Raw genomic sequence first — 21,208 nt, forward strand, 5'->3', positions numbered from 1 at the left:
TGAGGTGGACATTCAACTCATAAGGAAATTACCGTGACGACAAGCAAATTGATTAAAGGCGATACCCTGACCGAAACCAGTAACGCTGCAGATGGTTTTAACCCGGCAACGGAAGTCAGCAACTACAGCTATACTTCGGACCGCGTCGCCAAACCGGTGTATAACAAATACAAAAGCGCAACCAACAAACCTAAAGTATTCGGTTATTACACCGACTGGTCTCAGTACGATGGCCGCCTGCAGGGCAGCGATGCGAAAGATAACCGCGGCCGCGGCTACGACCTGACTAACGTCTCCCCTACCGCTTACGATAAAATCATCGTTGGCTTCGTCGGCGTAACCGGCTTCCATAAAGTGGATGGTCAGTGGCGTGATGTGGTGGCAGAAGGGGCAGAGCAGTGCGGCAAAGTGAAATATGAACCGACCTTCCTTGATCCGTGGGGCGATTTCCAGTCTTACGTTAACGTTGGCCACAGCGTCAGCGGCTGGGATGTTGATCCGAAAACCGTAACCCAGACAAACACCAAAGGCCTGCTCGGCGGTCTGCGTGACCTGCAGGCGAAAGCCAAACAGCAGGGCCACAACCTGGTGCTGTCAATGAGCATCGGCGGCTGGACCATGAGCAACGGTTTCCATGAAACCGCGGCGTCGGATTCCGCCCGTAAAACCTTCGCCAAAGGCGTGGTGAAACTGTTCAAACAGTTCCCGATGTTCAGCGAAGTGGATATCGACTGGGAATACCCGAACGCCGAAGGCGCCGGTAACCCATACGGCCCGGAAGATGGCGATAATTACGCCCTGCTGATTGGCGAACTGCGTAAACAGCTCGATTCCGCCGGCCTGAGCGATGTCAAAATCTCCATTGCCAGCTCCGCGGTAGTAAAAACGTTTGGTTATTCCAACGTCAAAGCGCTGATGAATGCCGGTCTGTACGGCATCAACGTCATGACCTATGACTTCTTCGGCACCCCGTGGGCGGAAAGCATCACACACCACACCAACCTGAAAGCCATTGAGCAAGGCGACTGGGCGATTAATACCATTGTTGAACACCTGCTGGCGGAAGGTTTCCCGGCTGAGCGCATCAACATCGGTTACGCCGGCTATACCCGTAACGGCCGCAATGCCGAGCTGGAATCGCTGTCGCCGCTGAAAGGCACCTATAACCCGGGTAACGGTACCACTGTCGGTACATTTGAATCCGGCACCAACGAATGGTATGACGTCATTTATAACTACCTGGACCTGGAAAACCAGAAAGGCCGTAACGGCTTCAACGTCTACACCGACCAGGTAGCTGATGCTGACTTCCTCTACAACCCGGAATCCAAACTCTTCATGTCGCTGGATACCCCGCGCACCGTCAAAGCCAAAGGCGAATACGCTGCCAGCCTGGGGCTGGGCGGTCTGTTTACCTGGACTATTGACCATGATAACGGCGTGCTGGTTAACGCCGCCCGTGAAGGTCTGGGGTATGAAATCGCTTCTGAAGTTATCGATATGGACCCGTTCTATTTCGAAGGCATCAACGTTGTGCCTGCTGATGAACAGGATGACGATAAGTCAGAAGATGAGCCAACCGAACCAACGGTAAACCATGCGCCGGAAGCGGCGATTGAAATGATGGTCGTAGGCGGCTCTCGCGTTCGCCTGTCCGGTGAAAAATCATCTGATGAAGATAGCGACGAGCTGAGCTACAGCTGGGGCGTGCCGGCAGCGATTGATGTCGCTGATAAAACCGCCGCGGTCATTGAGTTCGACGTACCGGAAGTCACCGCGGACACTGAATTTACTTTCACGCTGTTCGTTCGCGATACCTGGGGCGAACCGTCAACCCAGCAGCGCTTTATCCTCTCCGTGGTCGTGGCTTCCCAGAATGGCCAGAGCGATGACAAGCCAGCCGATGAGCCGGCTGATGAACCGGCTGACGACGAAAAAGATGCCGATGACGTGCCGGCAAAGGATGATGACGTTGTTCCTTCTGACGATGCCGCCGCGCCTTACCCGCAGTGGAATGCCAATACTGTTTATGGCGGCAACTGGGGTACCTTTGAAACCGTGAGCTGGAAAGGCCATAACTACCAGGTGAAATGGTGGTCTCAGGGCAACCAGCCGGACCTGAACTGCGGCCAGTTCGACGTCTGGAAAGATCTCGGCGCGTACTAAGTGTTATAAGTGAAGCCAGGCCCCGGAGTAATCCGGGGCCTTTTTGCTATTGTTGCATTTAACTTTCGCTGACCATCTCCGGACGCTGAAAACGGCGTAGCTCGCGCAATAAGCCAACCAGTAATATTCCCACAATCACCAGCGCCCAGCCGCTGGCGCTGGCCGAAGCCACCGGGGTCATTACCGCCCCTAACCCCCCCAGCAGCGCCGCGCCAATAGCATCGCCGGTCACGTTCTGCGCGGTCCACAGGCCATTAATGCGCCCCAGCATATTTTCCGGCGTTTGCGTCTGAATCAGCGTGTACTGCAGCAGCGAACTTATCGCGCTCAGCCAACCAAACAGCGCCAGACAGAGCGCGCCCAGCGCCCAGAACGGCATCACGCTGAATAGCGCAATCGCCACAAACGACCCCACCGTTGTCGTCAACATCAACGCCCCCGGCCTGGCGGTATGCGCCAGTTGTCCGCTGGTTAACGCACCCAGCGCCGCGCCAAGCGGAATGGCGGCGTACAACAGGCCAATCTGCGAATTTGACATCTGCCAGCCCTCCGCCAGCGCCGGATAAAGCACCCGCACCGCGCTGGCCATCGTCAACAGGCCGCCGAGCAGCGCAATACCGCCAATAAGCGGGCTATTAAAGAGAAATTTAAGCCCCGCCAGCAGAGATTTCAGCGGATGCTCGCGCGGCTGCGGCGGCGGAGGCAGCAGCGGCAGACGCAGCAGCGTCAGGGTGGTAATGAACGTCCCCGCCGCCGCCAGGCCGTAGTTCCAGGCCACGCCGCCGGTCGCCAGCAGCAACCCGCCGATCATCGGCGATATCACCGAACCGAGACGCACGGTCAACATGGTGATCGCCCCGGCTTGCATCAGGTTTTCGCGGCCCACCAACGCCGGCGTCGCCGCCAGCAGCGCGGTCACCCCTAAGGAGGCGAAGAAGCCATCCCAAATCCCCAGCAGGTAAATGGCCGCCAGCGACGGTTCCGGCAGCATGGCGTTCAGGCACAGGCCGACGAAGCCCACGCCGCAGGTGCCACGCGCCAGCAGGATCAGGTGTTTACGCTCATAACGGTCGGCCAGCACGCCGCCAACCATCAGCCCAACGAACATCGAACAACCGGTCAGCATTACCGACAGTCCGACCTGCCAGGTCGAGTGGGTCATTGTCTGGATTTGAACCGGGATCGCCACGCCTAGCAGGCCAAGCGACAGGATCGAGATAAAGCGAGCGATAAAGACGGCGCGGAACGCCGGATGGGTGCGCAGGAGGCTGACATCAAGCAGCCGGGAAGGTCGATTCATGCAAGGGCCTTGTCGTTATTTTTCATACCATTTTTATGGTTTCTCATGGTAACATACCTGAATAAAATCGATAACGATAATTACTATCATTATCATATCAGGGATTTGAACTATGTCGTTTTCTACGACCACGGTGCGCGCCGTCGCCGTGCCGGGTCTCTTGTTACTTTTGGCTCTTGCGATTGCGCTCAGCCTGCTTATCGGCGCCAAACCGTTGCCGCCTTCGGTGATTATCGATGCCTTTTCCGGCAGTTGTCAGAGCGCCGACTGTACCATCGTACTGGATGCCCGCCTGCCGCGTACGCTGGCCGGATTGCTGGCCGGCTGCGCGCTTGGCCTCGCCGGCGCGCTAATGCAAACCCTCACCCGTAACCCGTTGGCCGACCCGGGCCTGCTCGGCGTCAACTCCGGCGCCAGCTTCGCCATCGTGCTCGGCGCGGCGCTGTTCGGCATAACATCGCCGCAGGAGCAGTTGCTGATGGCCTTCTGCGGCGCCTTCGCCGCGTCGCTACTGGTCGCGTTTACCGGCAGCCAGGGCGGCGGCCAGCTTAGCCCGGTGCGCCTGACCCTCGCGGGCGTGGCGCTGGCGGCGGTACTGGAAGGTTTATCTAACGGCATCGCCCTGCTCAACCCGGACGTGTATGACCAGCTGCGCTTCTGGCAGGCCGGCTCGCTGGATATTCGCACCCTGCAAACGCTGAAAATCGTCCTGCTGCCGGTGCTGATTGCCGCCGTGGTAACCCTGTTTCTTAGCCGGGCGCTGAACAGCCTGAGCCTCGGCGCCGACACCGCCACCGCGCTCGGTAGCCGGGTCGCACGTACCCAATTGATCGGCCTGCTGGCGATCACCGTCCTGTGCGGCAGCGCGACGGCGCTGGTCGGCCCTATCGCCTTTATCGGCCTGATGATGCCGCATATGGCGCGCTGGCTGGTGGGGGCGGATCACCGCTGGTCATTGCCGGTTACGCTGCTCGCCACCCCTGCCCTGTTGCTGTTTGCCGACGTGATTGGCCGCCTGTTGGTGCCTGGTGAACTGCGCGTTTCGGTGGTCAGCGCCTTTATCGGCGCGCCAGTGCTGATCTGGCTGGTTCGCCGTCAGCCGCGAGGAGGTGCGCTGTGATAGCTCCCTCCCGCCGCCTGATTTTCTGCTGCCTGCTGCTGATTTTCGCGAGCTTGCTGGTGTCCCTGTTCGGTCTGGGTAATGGCCTGGTGCCGCTCAGCACTGAACAGGTGATTTCCGCGCTACTCGGCGACGCACCGCGCAGCGTCAGCATGGTGGTCACCGAATGGCGACTGCCGCGCGTGCTGATGGCGCTGCTTATCGGCGCCGGGCTTGGCGTCAGCGGCGCCATTTTTCAGTCATTGATGCGTAATCCGCTGGGTAGCCCGGACGTAATGGGTTTCAACACCGGCGCCTGGAGCGGCGTGCTGGTAGCAATGGTGATGTTCGGCCAGAACCTAACCGCCATCGCGCTGGCGGCGATGCTCGGCGGCGTGCTGACCTCGCTGGTGGTGTGGCTACTGGCGTGGCGCAACGGCATAGAAACCTTCCGCCTGATCATTATCGGCATCGGCGTGCGCGCCATGCTGGTGGCATTCAATACCTGGCTGCTGCTGCGCGCGTCGCTTGAGACCGCCCTTTCCGCCGGATTGTGGAATGCCGGTTCGCTCAACGGCCTGACGTGGGGCAAAACCTGGCCTTCGGCGCCGCTTATCCTGTTGATGTTGGCGTGCAGCGCCCTACTGGCGCGGCGGATGCGGCTGCTGGAGATGGGCGACGATACCGCCTGCGCGCTGGGGGTTCGAGTCGAACGTTCGCGCCTGCTGCTGATGCTGGTGGCGGTGTTGCTGACCGCTTCCGCCACCGCGCTGGCCGGGCCTATTTCTTTCGTCGCGCTGGTCGCGCCGCATATCGCCCGGCGGATAAGCGGCACCGCGCGCTGGGGATTAACCCAGTCGGCGCTGTGCGGCGCGCTGCTGCTGGCGCTGGCCGATTACTGCGCTCAGCGCCTGTTCATGCCTTATCAGTTACCGGTCGGGGTGGTCACCGTCAGCCTTGGCGGTATCTACCTCATCGCGTTATTAATTCAGGAGTCCCGCAAAAAATGACCGCTGTCACCTCCCGTTTGCGCGGCGACCAGTTGACCCTGGCCTACGGTAAAAAGACCATCGCCGAATCGCTGAACGTCACAATTCCTGACGGCCATTTTACGGCGATTATCGGCCCCAACGGCTGTGGTAAATCAACCCTGCTGCGTACCCTTAGCCGTCTGATGACGCCGTCCAGCGGACACGTTTATCTCGATGGCGAGCAGATCCAGCACTACGCCAGCAAAGAGGTGGCGAAGCGGATCGGCCTGCTGGCGCAGAATGCCACCACGCCCGGCGATATCACCGTACAGGAGCTGGTGGCGCGCGGGCGCTATCCGCATCAGCCGATGTTTACCCGTTGGCGTAAAGAGGACGAAGCAGCGGTAAATAACGCGATGCGGGCGACGGGTATTGTCGACCTCGCGCTGCAGAGCGTGGATACCCTCTCCGGCGGCCAGCGCCAGCGGGCGTGGATTGCAATGGTACTGGCGCAGGAGACGGCGATTATGCTGCTTGATGAGCCGACGACCTGGCTTGATATCAGCCATCAGATCGACCTGCTGGAGCTGTTAAGCGAGCTGAATCGCGAGAAGGGATATACGCTGGCGGCGGTACTGCACGATCTCAATCAGGCCTGTCGTTACGCCACCCATCTGATCGCCCTGCGCGACGGTAAGATCGTCGCCGAAGGCGCGCCGAAAGAGATCGTCACGGCGGATCTGATTGAGCGTATCTATGGCCTGCGCTGCACGATCATCGAGGATCCGGTAGCGCATACGCCGCTGGTGGTGCCGCTGGGACGCCGATAATCTTTTCTTTACCATCGCATCCCCGGCTTGCGCTGCGCTGAGCCGGGCTACCAAAAACGGGTAGCCCGAGCTCTACCGTTACCCCAGAATCTCCCGCACTACCGGGCCTATCGCTTCAAAGGCCTGCGGCGAGATAATCTCGACGTGGGCGCAGTTCTGGCTGAACACCTCCAGCTCGCCAACCCACGGCCCCCATGCGACCTGCGGATCCATCCCTTTCTGGCGCGTTTTCTCCGCCACAAATAGCGTTGCCTTACCGTCAAACTTCGCGCTGTGCGCGGTCGTCAACAGGCGCACCGCATCGGCGTAGTTACCTTCAATCGCGCTGAACAGCTCGCCGGAAGCCTGCCCCTGCTGCGCGGCGAGAAACGCTTCGCGCTCGCGGGCGATTTCCGCCAGCACCTCGGGATCCAGGCCGTTCGCCTCTTTCTCCGCCCAGTTTTGCGTCTCCGGCGGCCAGGTATCGAGCAGGCCAAGGAACGCCACCTCTTCGCCGCGCTGGCGTAAACGGGCGGCAATCCCCTGCGCCAGCGTTCCGCCGAGCGAATAGCCAAACAGATAGTAAGGCCCATGCGGCTGCTGCGCTAAAAGCGTGCGCAGATGATGCTCGCAGACCTCGTCGAGGTTGGCGGCGGAGGCCATGGGCCCCGTCGGACGCGGCGACTGAATTCCGGTAATCGACCAGCGCGGGCTAAGATAACGCGCCAGCACGCTGAACTGCCAGGCAAAACCGGAAGCCGGATGGAAGCAGAACAGCGTCGGACCATCGCTCTCGCGCAGCGGCAACAGCGCATCAAAGCCAAGACGCTGCGCCTGCTCGTCGCTCAGGTCGGAAGCCAGCAATGCGCTCAGCTTGCCGACCGTCGAAGCGACCATCACCTGCCCCGGCGTCACCTGCCGCGCCAGCTCGCGGCTAAGCTGCGCCGCCAGCCGCATCGCCAGCAGCGAATGGCCGCCGAGGGCGAAGAAATCGGCGTCGATATCATTTACCTCGCAGCCCAGCAGTTGGCTGAACGCCGCGGCAACGGTCATTTCGGTAGCCGATTGCGGCGGGCGACCGCTGCGCTCGCTGCTTAAGGAGGGGAGCGGTAGCGCTTTACGGTCCAGCTTACCGTTGGCGCTGAGCGGGAAGGATTCCAGTTGGATCAGCACCACCGGCACCATGTGCGGCGGCAGCTGTTCGCTAAGACGCGCCTTCAGCGCCGCCACGTCCAACGGCTGGCCGGACTCGCTCACCAGATAACCGACGAGCTGACGGGCATCGCCGCCGGTGGCCGCGGCCTGATTGAAGACGCAGGCGTGGCACACCGCCTGCGCGACGTCCGGCAGCGCCGCCATCACCCGGTCGATCTCGCCAAGCTCAATGCGCTGGCCGCGAATTTTCAACTGATCGTCGCTGCGGCCAAGATACTCTACCGCCCCGTTATCCAGCCAGCGCGCCACATCGCCGGTGCGGTACATGCGCTCGCCGGGAGCAAACGGGTCGGCAATAAAGCGGCTGGCGGTCAGATCCGGGCGCCCCATATATCCCTGCGCCAGCTGAATGCCCGTTAAGTACAAATCACCCGCCACGCCCGGCGGCACCGGGCGCATGGTGGCATCAAGAATACGTAATCCAGTGTTCCATACCGGCCAACCGATGGGCACGCTGTTGCCGGTGACCGCCGCCAGCTCTGGCCCACAGGCGGGATACCAGCTGACATCCACCGCCGCTTCCGTCGGCCCGTACAGGTTATGCAGCGGCGCGCCGGTTAAGCGTTCCCATTCGCGACACAGTTCCGTCGGCAGCGCTTCGCCGCTGCAGAAAACGCGTTTTAGCGTCCGGCAGGACGACACATTATCGCTATCCAGCGAGGCGACAAACGCCGCCAGCATCGACGGAACAAAGTGGGTGGTGGTCACGCCGTACTGCGCGAAGAACCGCTGCATCGCCTGCGGATCGCGATGCGCCTCCGGCGCCGCCATCACCAGCTGCGCGCCGGTCATAAACGGCCACCAGAACTCCCATACCGAGACATCAAAGCTGCACGGCGTCTTCTGCGCCACCACATCTTCGGCGGTTAACGGATAGTGATTTTGCATCCACAGCAGGCGGTTCACGATGGCGGTCTGGCCGACCATCACCCCTTTCGGCCGCCCGGTGGAGCCGGAGGTGAAGATGATATAGGCGGTATGTTCCGGTTTTGACAGCGCCAGCGGCGTATCATCTTCAGCGGCCAGCGGCTGCTGATAACACAAGCTGCTCAGCCCAGGAATATCGCTAAAACGGGCCAGTTGATCGTCAGAGGTAATCAGCAGCGAAGGCCGCGCATCTTCCAGCATCATCCGCAGACGGTCATCCGGGTAGCCGGTGTCCAGCGGCAGCCAGGCGGCGCCGGCTTCGACAATGCCGTGCAGCGCCAGCGTCAGGAACACCGAACGCGGTAAGGCAACCGCCACGCTATCCCCCGGCTTCACGCCGCGTTGCCGCAGCAGGTTGGCCAGCGCCACCACCTGCTGGCGCATTTCGCGGTAGCTAAAGCGCCAGTTGGCATCCGCCAGCGCCGGGGCATCCGGCGTTTTCCGCGCCTGTTCCGCCACCAGCGCGCTGAGGGTGGTGGTCGGCAGCGGCATCGCGGTATTGTTGATCAATGCCAGCTGCGCGCCTTCTTCCGCCGACAGCATCTCCGCTTCGCCGCAGCGCAGCGCCGGATTGGCGGCAAACTGCGCCAGTAACGATGTCAGACGCGATACGTGGCGGTTCAGCGTCGCCTCATCGTAGCGTGCTTTGTTGGCGAGGATCTCCAGCGACAGGCCGCCGCGTTCGTCCGGGAACAGTGCCAGCTCGAGGTCATTCACCGGGCCGGTGGCGAGGGTATGCGTCTGCGCCTGCACGCCGTCGATATCCAACTGGTAATCAAAGACTTTGATGTTCAGCACCGGACCGAACAGCGGTTCGTCGCCCGCCGCTTTGCCGCTATCGCGGACAATTTGCTCAGCATCGTAGCGCTGATGGCGGCGCATTTTTTTCAGCTGCCCGGAGAGACGCGTCGCCAGCTGCGCCAGCGTCTCCTGCGCGTCGATATTCACCGCCAGCGGCAGTACGTTGAGTACCGGGCCGGTGGCGGTCAGCGCCGCCGATCCCATGCGGCGCATAAAGATAAAGCCCGCCGCGTAATCCATGCGGCCGCACAACCGCCCCAGCCACAACGTCGTCAGCGCCAGCGCCAAATCGGCGCGCTGGCACTGCGGCGCGCTGGCGGCGAGCTGGCTGAAGACAGCCGGATCGGCCTCCAGTTTCAGGCGCCAGATATCACTGCTGGTCGCCCGCCCGGCCAGCGGCGCGTCAGATAGCGAAGCCGGAGACGGCAACGCCTGACGCTGCGCCTGCCAGAAGGCTTTATCGCGCTGCCACGCCTCGCTGCCGTAGTAGCGCTGATACTCTTCCACCACCTCGGCGAACGGGGTAAACGGTGAATCCGGCGTCTCTTCCCCGCGTTGCCAGGCGCGATAAATCGTGGCGATCTGGCGGGTAATGGCCGGGAAGCTAAAGCCATCAACCAGCAAATGGTGATAGCGCTGATACCAGTACCAGCAATCGTCGCCAACGCGCATGAGCTGATGGCAGACCAGCGGATTACCGCTATCGACACGCAGATTCTGCCCGAGATCGCTTTGCATCAGGGCCAGCGCGGCCATGTGCGGATCGGCCTGCTGGCGCAGGTCGACGTTTTGCGGTTCGGCAAACTCGCGCGCGTCATCAACCCACTGCCACGCTTCGCCGTTATCTTCGCAAAAGCGCATGCTCAGGGTATCGGCCTGCTTAAGCCCGGCGACGATAGCCTTGCTCAACAGCGCCGGATCGAGATTGCCGCGCAGTTCAACATAGTGGGCAACGCTCCAGGCGCCGGGTAGCGTAGAGAGGCGTTCAGCCATCCAAATCCCCGGCTGCGCCGCAACCAGCGGTAAACGTGTACTCATCGAAAGCTCCTCAGGAGGCGTAGTGCGCTGGAATAAGGGTTGACCAGTTGGCGGCAAGCCAGGCGTTACAGGCCTCTAATGACTGCGGCGGACACTCCACCGTCCAGCCTGTCGGCAGCGCGCAGTGATGCGGCCACAGGCTAAATTGCCCCTGTGCGTTGCGCAGAATGTAAAACTGCCCTTGGGGATTATCGAAGGGGTTGCTGAATTGCATCTCTCACTCCTCGTTAAGCGCGTGTTGTTGCCCGCGGCGCAAAGACTGCCACAGCTGGATAAGCCCGGACGTCAGCCCGCCGCGCCAGCATAGCGCGTCATGCCCGCCGTCAACCTGGCGCCAGAAAATGGACGGCGTGGTCTGCCGCAGCTGCGCGAAAAGCGCCTGGTTGGCGCGAAAAATAATCGGTTCGCGCACGCCGGCTTCCAGCCAGATACGCAGCCCCTGCGGCCGAAGTTCGCCGCGCTGCAGTTGTTCAAGTATCACCCCCGGCTGGCTACTGCCGCGCTGCGGCCACCAGTACGACCCCGACTGGCTCAGGACGCAGCCAAAACGCTGCGGCCAGTGGAGCGCGGCATACATCGCCGCCAGACCGCCAAAGCTCTGCCCCGCCACCACCGTCCGGTCGGCGCGATCGCTGAATGGCGCCACGGCGTGCACCTGCGGCAGCAGTTCTTCCTGTACCGCCAGCCAGAAATCACGGTTGCAGGGCAGCTCGACGCTGCGGTGTTGATTGTCGATAACGTCGATCAGCACATAGACCGCCGGCGGTAGGCGGCCTTCCCGCGTCAGTCCCGCCAACGGCGCAAAAATCGGCATGCTTTCGGCCCAGAACTGGCCGTCAAGCAGGACCGCCAGCGGGCGTTCCGTCCCACTGCCGGTGGTGTAAATCCACACTCGTCGCTGGTTACCTAATCGCTGGCTGCGCCATTCAATACAGCGCGGCGCAGGCGAAACCGGCGCGCGATAATGCCAACCCGGCTGTTCCGGCGCCTGCGGCAGTTCCAGCGCCGAGACCGCGTGGCCGCGTCCCCCCTTCCAGCTTTGCGGATTGCGGGGATCGGCAATCGCCCGTGGCAGCAGTTTGCGCCAGCCTTCGCGCAGCAGCGCGCGGTCCGGCGCTTCACCGTTAAAAAGCTGCGGGGAAAAATCGTCGTCGCGTTCGGAGGGAATAAAACAGTAGCTGCCGCGCCAGCTGGCGGGGAGCGTGGTTTGCCAGCGCCAGGCATCGGTACCGGGGATGCGCTGCAGGGTTTGCGGCGCCGCGTTGTGGTGATGATCGGTGACGCCGGTAATGTAAATCCACACCCGCCGAATCGGCGACGTGGTTTCGCTGCCTGCCGGATCGCGCCACCAGAAGGTCACCCGATATGCGTCGCCCAGCGCCTCAGTCTGCGGGCCGGCGATCCCCCGCCACCAGTCATCACTTCCCGTTATTTGCATTCCGTCAGTAACCCTATGTTTACCGTGATTTTTATCAACAAAGGTAATATTTATTGATAATATTATTGATAACTATTTGCATTTGCAATAGCGTATTAACGCGCCTATGGGTAGCGCGTCTTCTCATTACATTAAATCAAGGTCAGAGAGGGTCTTTTCTGAGCGTTTGGCTCGGTGGGCTACGGAAAGCGTTCACCTTCTACTGGCTACATTTATGCCGTCTCCCCTCCCGGTGGGAAGGGGCTTCTGGGGAAAGCGGCAAAGAAAAGCGGAACTGACTTACAATGAATAACAGGATTAAGTCCCTGGCCTTAATGGTCAATCTGGGTATCTACGGGGTGGCATTCCCGCTGTGCGCGGCAGAAGAAACCACCGACAGTAAACAAGCCGCCGGTGAAGAAACGATGGTCGTCACCGCCGAGGTGCAAAACCTGCAGGCGCCGGGCGTTTCGACCATTACCGCCGATGAAATTCGCAAACGTCCGCCGGCGCGCGACGTCTCTGAAATCATCCGTACCATGCCGGGCGTCAACCTGACCGGCAACTCCACCAGCGGCCAGCGCGGCAACAATCGCCAGATTGATATTCGCGGTATGGGCCCGGAAAACACCTTAATCCTGATTGACGGTAAGCCCGTGACCAGCCGTAACTCCATTCGTCTCGGCTGGCGCGGCGAGCGCGACACCCGCGGCGATACCAGCTGGGTACCGCCGGAAATGATCGAACGTATTGACGTTATCCGCGGCCCGGCGGCAGCGCGCTACGGCAACGGCGCGGCAGGCGGCGTGGTCAACATCATTACTAAAAAATTCGACAACCAGTGGCATGGTTCGTGGAACGCCTACATGAACATGCCGGAGCATAAAGACGAAGGCGCGACCAAGCGTACCGACTTTAGCCTCAGCGGCCCGCTGGGCGGCGATTTCAGCTTCCGCATGTACGGCAACCTCGATAAAACCCAGGCTGATGCCTGGGATATCAACCAGGGCCATCAGTCTGAACGCACCGGCATTTACGCCGATACCCTGCCCGCCGGGCGTGAAGGCGTCGAAAATAAAAACATCAACGGCGTGGTGCGCTGGGACTTCGCGCCGATGCAGTCGCTGGAGTTTGAAGCCGGCTATAGCCGCCAGGGCAACCTGTATGCCGGTGATACGCAAAACACCAACAGCAACGATCTGGTGAAAGAGAACTACGGTAAAGAGACCAACCGTCTCTATCGCAATACTTACTCCGTGACCTGGAACGGCGGCTGGGATAACGGCGTGACCACCAGCAACTGGGCGCAGTACGAACACACCCGCAACTCGCGTAAAGGCGAAGGTCTGGCGGGCGGCACCGAGGGGATCTTCAGCAGCAACCAGTTTACCGATATCGACCTGTCGGACGTGATGCTGCACAGCGAAGTCAATATTCCGTTCGACCTGTGGGTTAACCAGAACCTGACGCTGGGTACCGAATGGAACCAGCAGCGCATGAAGGACAACGCCTCCAATACTCAGGCTCTGTCTGGCGGCGAAATTCCGGGCTACGACAGCACCGGCCGCAGCCCGTATTCGAAAGCGGAAATCTTCTCCCTGTTCGCCGAGAACAACATGGAAGTGACCGATACCACCATGCTGACGCCGGCGCTGCGTTTCGATCACCACAGTATTGTCGGTAATAACTGGAGCCCGTCGTTGAACCTGTCGCAGGGTCTGGGCGACGACTTTACCCTGAAAATGGGTATCGCCCGCGCCTATAAAGCGCCGAGCCTGTATCAGACCAACCCCAACTATATTCTCTACAGTAAAGGTCAGGGCTGCTACGCCAGTAAAGAAGGCTGCTATCTGCAAGGGAATGACGACTTAAAAGCCGAGACCAGCATCAACAAAGAGATTGGCCTCGAGTTCAAACGCGACGGCTGGCTGGCGGGCGTCACCTGGTTCCGTAACGACTACCGCAACAAGATTGAAGCAGGCTATGCTCCGGTCTATACCAACGGCAAAGGCACCGATCTGTACAAATGGGAAAACGTGCCGAAAGCGGTAGTTGAAGGGCTGGAAGGCACGTTGAACGTGCCGGTCAGCGAGACGGTGAACTGGACCAACAACATCACCTACATGCTGCAGAGTAAGAACAAAGAGACCGGCGATCGCCTGTCGATTATTCCGGAATACACGCTGAACTCGACGCTGAGCTGGCAGGTTTATCAGGACGTTTCTGTGCAATCGACCTTCACCTGGTACGGCAAGCAGGAACCGAAGAAGTACAACTACAAAGGCCAGCCAGTCACCGGCAGCGAGAAGAACGAGGTCAGCCCGTATAGCATTCTCGGCCTGAGCGCGACCTGGGACGTGACCAAAAACGTCAGCCTGACCGGCGGCGTGGATAACGTCTTCGACAAGCGCCACTGGCGCGCGGGGAACGCCCAAACCACCGGCGGCGACAAAGGGAGTATGTACGGCGCTGGCGCTGAAACCTATAACGAATCCGGCCGTACCTGGTATATGAGCGTCAACACCCACTTCTGATGCCCCCCTCAAAGAGCACGGACGCTCCCCTCGCCCCTTCGGGTGGGGGTTAGGAAGAGGGTAAATCTGCTGATTAGTCAGCTCGTTATCCCCCTCACCCCGGCCATCTCCCTGGGAGGGAGAGGGAGAAAAAGAACCCTCATTCACTTTTAAGCACGTTTGTCAGCAGTCTGACGCCCTCCCCATGGAGGGCGTTGTGCTTCAACCCCGTACTGACTTCTGTACTCGCGCGACAATCGACGCCGCGTCAAAACCGTGATGTTGACGCAGCCAGCCGCGATCGGCGGCCGCCGCATATTCGCCATCCGGGATCCCCAGACGCTGCAAGGCAATCCCTGTCCCCGCTTCCGCCAGCACTTCGGCGACCAGGCTCCCCAACCCGCCGTTGACATTATGCTCTTCGACGGTAATGACTGAACGACATGACCGCAGCGCCGCCAGCAGCGCCGCGGTATCGCAGGGTCGAATCGACGGCACGCTAACCACTTTAGCCTCAATACCAAGGTCGGCAAGCTGCTGCGCCGCCTCCACCACTTCGTGCACCGTCGAGCCGGTCGCCACCAGCGCCACCGCTTCGCCTTCGCGCAGGGTCAGCACCGCGCCGGGCACAAAACGGTACGCTTCGTCATGCAACTCCGGCAGCGCCTTGCCATCCAGACGAATATAAACCGGCCCCTGATACGCCAGGGCGTAGTCGATAATCTGCCGACATTCGCGCGGCGTGGAGGGGGCGAAAATCTGGATATTGCCGAAACCGCGCATTACCGCCAGATCGTCAATGGCATGGTGGGTACTGGCCAATGGGCCATAGCTGGCGCCGGCGTTGAGGCCAAAGAGCTTGACGTTGGTGTTGTTGTAGCAGACATCAACTTTAATCTGCTCGTTGGCGCGAGAGACAAGGAACGGCGCGGCGTTACAGGTCACCGCCACTTTACCGCCGAGCGCCAGACCCGCGGCGGTGCCGACCATGCTCTGCTCGGCGATACCGACGTTAACCAGCCGTCCGGGGAACTGCTTAATAAAGGGAGCGATCTTGGCCGTTGAGGTGGAGTCCGCGACCACCGGCACCAGATCGACGCCCTTTTCCACCGCGGCGATAAACGCCTCGACCATCACGTTCGCCAGGTGTTCTGCATTACTCATCTTTCAGTTCCTCCAGCGCCAGTGCGATTTCCTCGCCTTTCGGCACCCGGTGGTGCCACTCCGGGCGCCCCTGGATAAAGGAGATGCCCGCGCCCTTCGTGGTGTTGGCAATAATGACGTTAGGTTTACCGTTCTGCTGTAGCCCTTCGAGAGTCGCGACCACCGAGGCCATATCGTTGCCCTCGCATTCGCTGACCTCCATGCCGAAGGCGCGCCATTTATCGGCCAGCGGATCGGTATTCATAATTTCGCGGGTTGGCCCGGCCAGCTGAAGATTGTTCTTATCATTAATAATGACCAGGTTATCGAGGCCGTAATGGGCCGCCGCCAGCGCCGCCTCCCAGTTACTGCCTTCCGCCAGTTCGCCGTCGCCGGTGATTAAAAAGATGCGGCGTGAGCTGTTGCTTTTCTTCGCGGCCAGCGCCAGCCCCACCGCAACGGGCAAACCGTGGCCCAGCGCGCCGGTGTTGAGCTCAATGCCCGGCGTTTTCTGCCGCACCGGATGGCCGGGAAGATGCGAGTTCGCATGCTGGTAGGTCTCCAGCCAATCGATCGGGAAGAAACCGGCTTCCGCCAGGACGCAGTAGTAGCAGCCCACCGCATGGCCTTTCGACTGGATATAGATATCGCGCTGCGGGTCGTCCAGGCGATCGGGCGCCGCATTGAGCACACGGAAGTAGAGCGCGGTTAACAGCTCGACCTGCGACAGGTCGGCCCCGGTGTGCCCGCCAGCCGGACTATTGGCGTTTAAGCGGACAATGTGGCGGCGCACGGCGCGCGCTTTGCGCTCAAGCGTCTGGACATCAAATCTGTAGGGATTCATTTAATACCTCTGAATTTATTTTCAATATGGAATATTTATTCCGTCAGGGACTAAAAAAACCAGATATCCCCATGCCGGTGGTTAGCCTTCCACCCCAGCGCCATACTCAGGAACATTCTGCCTCCCGCTCCAGGCGAAGCCCGGATAAACTCGTTGACTCAAAACCGCCTTGAATATATATTCAATGATGATTCTTTATTCGATTATGGCCTGGCTGTTTTGTTTTTGTCCATAGCCGATTTTGATGAGTGGTAAAAATTTGACCATCATCACACTTAAGTGTGATTTTTTTTCGCGTATGATAAAAGTCACTACGATAATGGCTGCAGCTAAACGCCTGAAGAAAGGCGATAAATGATTTTCGAGGATTAATATGGCTAAGCAGGATGAACAACGGCTATTGGTGAAGATTGCCACGCTTTACTATCTGGAAGGACGAAAGCAGTCTGATATCGCCCAACTTCTCTCGCTGTCTCAGTCATTTGTCTCTCGCGCGATTACCCGCTGCCAAAAAGAGGGCGTTGTCAAAATCAGCGTCGTACAGCCATCAAATATCTTCCTCAATCTCGAAAAGGGGCTTGAGGATCGCTACGGGCTTAAACAGGCGGTGGTGGTCGATACCGAAGAAGAGGCCAGCGACCATACCATCAAGCGGGCGATTGGCTCAGCCGCCGCGCACTACCTGGAAACCCGCCTGCGGCCAAAAGATCTGATTGGCGTTTCTTCATGGAGTTCCACCATCCGCGCGATGGTTGATGAGGTTCACGCGCAAAACCTGAAGGCCAGCGGCGTCATCCAACTGCTTGGCGGCGTCGGGCCCAACGGCAACGTGCAGGCGACGATCCTCACCCAGACGCTGGCCCAGCGTCTTAATTGCGATGCCTGGCTGCTGCCGTCGCAGAGCATCGAAGGTTCCATGGAAGAGCGCAACCGCCTGCTGGCCAGCAAAGATGTCGCCGACGTGGTTTCACGCTTTGACGAGGTCGATATCGCCATTGTCGGCATTGGCATTCTCGAACCTTCCCAGTTGCTGAAAACGTCGGGCAACTATTATCACGAAGATATGCTGCAGGTGCTGGCGGCGCGGGGCGCGGTTGGCGATATCTGCCTGCACTACTACGACAAATACGGCCAGCCGGTGTTACGCGAAGATGAAGATCCGGTGATCGGCATGGCGCTGGAGAAAGTCAAAAAATGTCCGAACGTGGTCGCGCTGGCCGGCGGCACCGACAAAGTCGCGGCAATAAAAGGCGCGCTTACCGGCGGCTATATCGATGTTTTAATCACCGATTACCCCACCGCCAGACTGCTGGTTAGCGACTAATCCTCCGCAGTTTTATGCCTCGTCAATCCCTGAGGCTGTTTTTTCAGCAACAGGGATTGCAAAATAACCCATTATAATTCAACAAATTAAACCACTCACTTCCCCACCGTCGTGTCATATTCCCAATCTGCGAAATGTGATTGCCAGCACAATTGATGATTTTTCAGGTAGCCCATCACCGGGTTTGTGGCTTAAGGTATCAAATAAATAATCACTATCGAATATATATTCAGTGATTAAAAAAACGATAACGATATGTCACATCATGGCCTGCATAGACGCATGCAATGGCCGGAGACCATCTCTGTTTCCGCCGTTCCAGGACAATGTGTGACCGAGGAGAGCATCATATGCAGGCGACAGCCAAAGAGTTCATCATTGCGCTGGATGAAGGCACCACCAACGCGAAAGCCGTGGTGCTGGACGGCAAAGGCAAGGTCAGCGTCAAGTTCTCGCAGCCGCTGGCGATCCAAACCCCGCGCGAAGGTTGGGTGGAACAATCCGGCGAGGCGCTGATGGCGGCCTCGATTGCGGTGATCGCCAAAGCGGTGGCGCACGTCGGCGCGGAAAACGTCGCGGCGCTGGCTATCAGTAATCAACGAGAAACCGCTATCGGCTGGTATCGCGCCAGCGGCGAACCGATTAACGCCGCCATCACATGGCAATGTACCCGCAGCGCCGCTTTCTGCGACACGCTGCGTCGCGATCGTCAGGAGCAGCGCATTAAGCACGCCACCGGCCTGCCGATTGCACCGCTGTTTTCCGCCTCCAAAATGCGCTGGCTGCTGGATGCCACTCCCGATGGTTATCAGCTTGCCGCGCGCGGCGAGATTTGCCTCGGCACTATCGACAGCTGGCTGCTGTGGAATTTAACCGGCGGACAATCTTTCTTCTGCGATTACTCCAACGCTGCCCGCACCCAATTGCTGAATCTGCACCGCGGCGAGTGGGATGAGGAGATGCTGACGCTGTTTGGTATTCCGCGCGCGGCGCTGCCGGAGATTAAACCGTCGAGCGGGCTGTTCGGCTACACCAAAGGGCTGGCGGCGATCCCCGACGGTATCCCGGTGATGGCGATGATTGGCGACTCCCACGCCGCGCTATTCGGCCACGCCCTTGGCGAAGCTGGCTGTGTGAAAGCCACCTACGGTACCGGCTCCTCGGTGATGGCGCCGGTCCAATCGGCCCAGTGCGATATTGCCGCCCTGGCGACCACCGTCGCCTGGCACGATGGCGACCAGCTGGTGTGGGGACTGGAAGGCAACATCCCCCATACCGGCGATGCGGTAGCATGGATGGCGGACAGCACCGGACTGAGCGAACTCTCCGCAGCCGACCTGGCCCATGAGCTGAATACCCTGCCCGCCTCCGTCGATTCGACTTTAGGGGTCTACTTCGTACCGGCGCTGACCGGGCTCGGCGCCCCCTGGTGGGACGACAGCGCCCGCGGGGTAATCTGCGGCCTTAGCCGCGGGGTCAAGCGCGCGCACCTGATCCGCGCGGCGCTGGAATCCATTACCTATCAAATCGCCGACGTGGTGGCGGCGATGCGCCAGCACGCTGAATTCACCCTGACGGCATTAATGGTCGACGGCGGTCCAACCAACAACGACTGGCTGATGCAATACCAGGCCGACCTGCTCGGCTGCCCGGTGATGCGCAGCGATATCCCGGAACTGTCCGCCATCGGCGCGGCGCTGCTGGCGCGAAAAGCCCTCACTCCGGGTGAAACCGCCGACCTGCAAGCCTTCTTAACCGAACACAGCGCTTTTCAACCCGACATGGCCCGCCACCAGCGCCTACAGCAGCGCTGGCAGGAGTGGCGCCATGCGGTAAACAGAACATTATGGAAACCGGATTCGCCGGCCTGATGCCCATCGGCGTCAGATTGGGCGACGAACCTTATTAACCCACTACAGGAGAACCCCGGCCCATAACGATGTATCGCAACCCCCGAATTTATTCTGGGGAAATTTCAGACCGTAAACCCTGCCCGCTCAGGGATCATTTGTTCGAATATAAAAATACAGGAACAGAGTCATGAAATTACGTTTAACTCTTTTAACCGCTGCGACCCTGACCGCCTTTTCCTTTGCCGCGCATAGCGCCGAAAAAGGCACCATTATGATAATGGTTAACTCGCTGGATAACCCTTATTACGCCTCGGAAGCCAAAGGCGCCAGCGAAAAAGCGCAAGCCCTCGGCTATAAAACGACCGTGCTTTCGCATGGCGAAGATGTCAAAAAGCAAAATGAGCTGATTGATACCGCCATTGGTAAAAAGGTGCAGGGAATTATTCTCGATAATGCCGACTCCACCGCCAGCGTCGCCGCCATTGAAAAAGCCAAAAAAGCGGGTATTCCGGTGGTCTTAATTAACCGTGAAATTCCGGTTGATGATGTCGCGCTGGAACAAATTACCCACAATAACTTCCAGGCCGGTTCAGAAGTCGCCAACGTATTTGTTGAGAAAATGGCGGAAAAAGGCAAATACGCCGAACTGACCTGCAACCTCGCCGATAATAACTGCGTCACCCGTTCTAAATCCTTCCACCAGGTGATTGACCAGTACCCGGATATGGTCAGCGTGGCAAAACAGGATGCCAAAGGCACCCTGATCGACGGCAAACGCATTATGGATAGCATTCTGCAGGCTCACCCGGATGTCAAAGGGGTGATCTGCGGTAACGGCCCGGTGGCTCTTGGCGCCATCGCGGCGCTGAAAGCGGCCAATCGTAACGATGTGATTGTCGTCGGCATCGACGGTAGCAACGACGAACGCGATGCGGTGAAGGCAGGCACGCTACAGGCGACCGTGATGCTCCAGGCGCAGGCCATCGCCGCCCAGGGCGTTACCGATCTCGATAACTACCTGCAAAAAGGCGAAAAGCCGGCGAAGCAGCGCGTGATGTTCCGCGGCATTCTGATTACCCAGGATAACGCAGATAAAGTTCAGGACTTCAATATCAAGTCCTGAGTTCGGGTGGTTGCGCCCCTGCGGGGGCGCAGAGGAGAGCATTATGTATAAGAAAACCTGTCTGGCGCTGGCCGTTCTGGCGCTTGGCGGCTGCCGCATCGTCTCGCAGCAGGAGCTGGCAGACCTGAAATCCCCGCCCAATCCGCATATGGCGAACATCGATAAAACCTGGCAGCAGAGCATCGTGCCGCAGGTGGTCGCCAACGCCCGCCCGGCGGCGGAGTTGATGAGCGCGCTGAAGGCGCAAAAAGATATCGATAGCGCCTGCAAAGCGCTGGGCTACCGCGCCCAGGACGAAAACCCGTGCATCTTTTACGTCAAGGTGGCGGGCGCCGTCAGCAAGCTGGATAGCGCCTCGCGCAGCGGCAAGATGACCCTTGCCGATGGCAGCATCGGTAATGTAGTGGTGCAGATTGGCCCTACTCTGCGCGGCACCCTGCTGCGCGACGGTTACCGCGGCGCCAGCTACCAGGACTTTAACGACCAGGTGCTGTTTGGCGAATACAGCAAAAATATTAATAGTCAGGCGGTCAAAATGATTCAGGCGGCCAACCTGAAAACCGGCGACAACGTAGAAGTGTATGGCGTCTTCTCAGCCTGGGATATTCCACAAACTATTCCGGAAATCACCCCGGCGAAAATCGTTCATCCGGGGGGACAATAAT

The 21,208-nt window shown here is 59.6% G+C and carries 15 protein-coding genes; 9 read left to right on the plus strand and 6 right to left on the minus strand.

Annotation, left to right across the window (positions count from 1 at the left end):
- Positions 1-33 precede the first annotated feature (33 nt).
- Positions 34-2,166, plus strand: coding sequence for a glycosyl hydrolase family 18 protein (locus PGR23_RS10260; RefSeq protein ID WP_047049363.1), 2,133 nt, complete (start codon positions 34-36; stop codon positions 2,164-2,166).
- A gap of 58 nt (positions 2,167-2,224) precedes the next feature.
- Here the strand turns inward: PGR23_RS10260 and entS are convergent, their stop codons facing one another.
- Entirely contained in the window at positions 2,225-3,466 is a 1,242-nt protein-coding gene (gene entS, locus PGR23_RS10265) for an enterobactin transporter EntS (protein WP_045392871.1), read from the minus strand.
- A gap of 112 nt (positions 3,467-3,578) precedes the next feature.
- Between entS and fepD the strand changes: the two genes are divergently transcribed.
- The 3 genes from fepD to fepC are packed head-to-tail and all read left to right on the plus strand — an operon-like array spanning position 3,579 to position 6,366.
- Positions 3,579-4,586, plus strand: coding sequence for a Fe(3+)-siderophore ABC transporter permease (fepD, locus tag PGR23_RS10270; RefSeq protein ID WP_047049369.1), 1,008 nt, complete (start codon positions 3,579-3,581; stop codon positions 4,584-4,586).
- Positions 4,583-5,575, plus strand: a complete 993-nt coding sequence (gene fepG, locus PGR23_RS10275) for an iron-enterobactin ABC transporter permease (RefSeq protein ID WP_315709661.1) — start codon at positions 4,583-4,585, stop codon at positions 5,573-5,575. The genes fepD and fepG overlap by 4 nt, the downstream gene beginning before the upstream one ends.
- A complete protein-coding gene (fepC, locus tag PGR23_RS10280) occupies positions 5,572-6,366 on the plus strand; it encodes an iron-enterobactin ABC transporter ATP-binding protein (protein WP_047049372.1) in 795 nt (264 codons plus the stop codon). The genes fepG and fepC overlap by 4 nt, the downstream gene beginning before the upstream one ends.
- Before the next feature lie 78 nt (positions 6,367-6,444).
- Here fepC and entF read toward each other — a convergent pair whose 3' ends face one another.
- From entF to fes, 3 genes are read right to left on the minus strand one after another with little or no spacing between them, the layout of a single operon-like run.
- Positions 6,445-10,326, minus strand: coding sequence for an enterobactin non-ribosomal peptide synthetase EntF (entF, locus tag PGR23_RS10285; RefSeq protein ID WP_315709660.1), 3,882 nt, complete (start codon positions 10,324-10,326; stop codon positions 6,445-6,447).
- A gap of 10 nt (positions 10,327-10,336) precedes the next feature.
- Positions 10,337-10,540: an MbtH family protein gene (locus PGR23_RS10290; RefSeq protein ID WP_045392859.1), complete on the minus strand. Its 204-nt coding sequence runs from the start codon at positions 10,538-10,540 to the stop codon at positions 10,337-10,339.
- A gap of 3 nt (positions 10,541-10,543) precedes the next feature.
- The gene (gene fes / locus PGR23_RS10295) at positions 10,544-11,812 is read right to left on the minus strand and encodes an enterochelin esterase (RefSeq protein WP_227505025.1); all 1,269 of its coding nucleotides are present in this window, start codon (positions 11,810-11,812) and stop codon (positions 10,544-10,546) included.
- 236 nt (positions 11,813-12,048) lie between these two features.
- On the opposite strand from fes, the gene fepA reads away from it, so the two are divergent.
- Positions 12,049-14,277, plus strand: coding sequence for a siderophore enterobactin receptor FepA (gene fepA / locus PGR23_RS10300; RefSeq protein ID WP_047049378.1), 2,229 nt, complete (start codon positions 12,049-12,051; stop codon positions 14,275-14,277).
- Between the two features lie 201 nt (positions 14,278-14,478).
- On the opposite strand, the gene PGR23_RS10305 is transcribed toward fepA, so the two are convergent.
- Positions 14,479-15,420 (minus strand): transketolase family protein, encoded by a 942-nt coding sequence (locus PGR23_RS10305; protein WP_396279844.1) that lies wholly within the window; start codon positions 15,418-15,420, stop codon positions 14,479-14,481.
- Positions 15,413-16,243, minus strand: a complete 831-nt coding sequence (locus tag PGR23_RS10310) for a transketolase (protein ID WP_047049382.1) — start codon at positions 16,241-16,243, stop codon at positions 15,413-15,415. Before PGR23_RS10310 ends, PGR23_RS10305 begins: the two co-directional genes overlap by 8 nt.
- Before the next feature lie 373 nt (positions 16,244-16,616).
- Here PGR23_RS10310 and PGR23_RS10315 point away from each other — a divergent pair, with 373 nt between their 5' ends.
- The 4 genes from PGR23_RS10315 (at position 16,617) to PGR23_RS10330 (ending at position 21,207) form a co-directional block, all read left to right on the plus strand.
- Positions 16,617-17,567: a sugar-binding transcriptional regulator gene (locus tag PGR23_RS10315; protein ID WP_015367784.1), complete on the plus strand. Its 951-nt coding sequence runs from the start codon at positions 16,617-16,619 to the stop codon at positions 17,565-17,567.
- Positions 17,568-17,917: 350 nt separating this feature from the next.
- Positions 17,918-19,438 (plus strand): FGGY family carbohydrate kinase, encoded by a 1,521-nt coding sequence (locus tag PGR23_RS10320; RefSeq protein ID WP_047049384.1) that lies wholly within the window; start codon positions 17,918-17,920, stop codon positions 19,436-19,438.
- Positions 19,439-19,607: 169 nt separating this feature from the next.
- On the plus strand, positions 19,608-20,543 hold the full coding sequence (locus PGR23_RS10325; protein WP_015367786.1) for a D-ribose ABC transporter substrate-binding protein: 936 nt from the start codon (positions 19,608-19,610) through the stop codon (positions 20,541-20,543).
- 43 nt (positions 20,544-20,586) lie between these two features.
- On the plus strand, positions 20,587-21,207 hold the full coding sequence (locus PGR23_RS10330) for a DUF2291 family protein (RefSeq protein ID WP_047049385.1): 621 nt from the start codon (positions 20,587-20,589) through the stop codon (positions 21,205-21,207).
- The last annotated feature ends 1 nt before the right edge of the window (position 21,208 follow it).

The organism is Klebsiella sp. 141162, from assembly GCF_050600755.1.
In the GTDB taxonomy this organism is placed as follows: domain Bacteria; phylum Pseudomonadota; class Gammaproteobacteria; order Enterobacterales; family Enterobacteriaceae; genus Klebsiella; species Klebsiella aerogenes.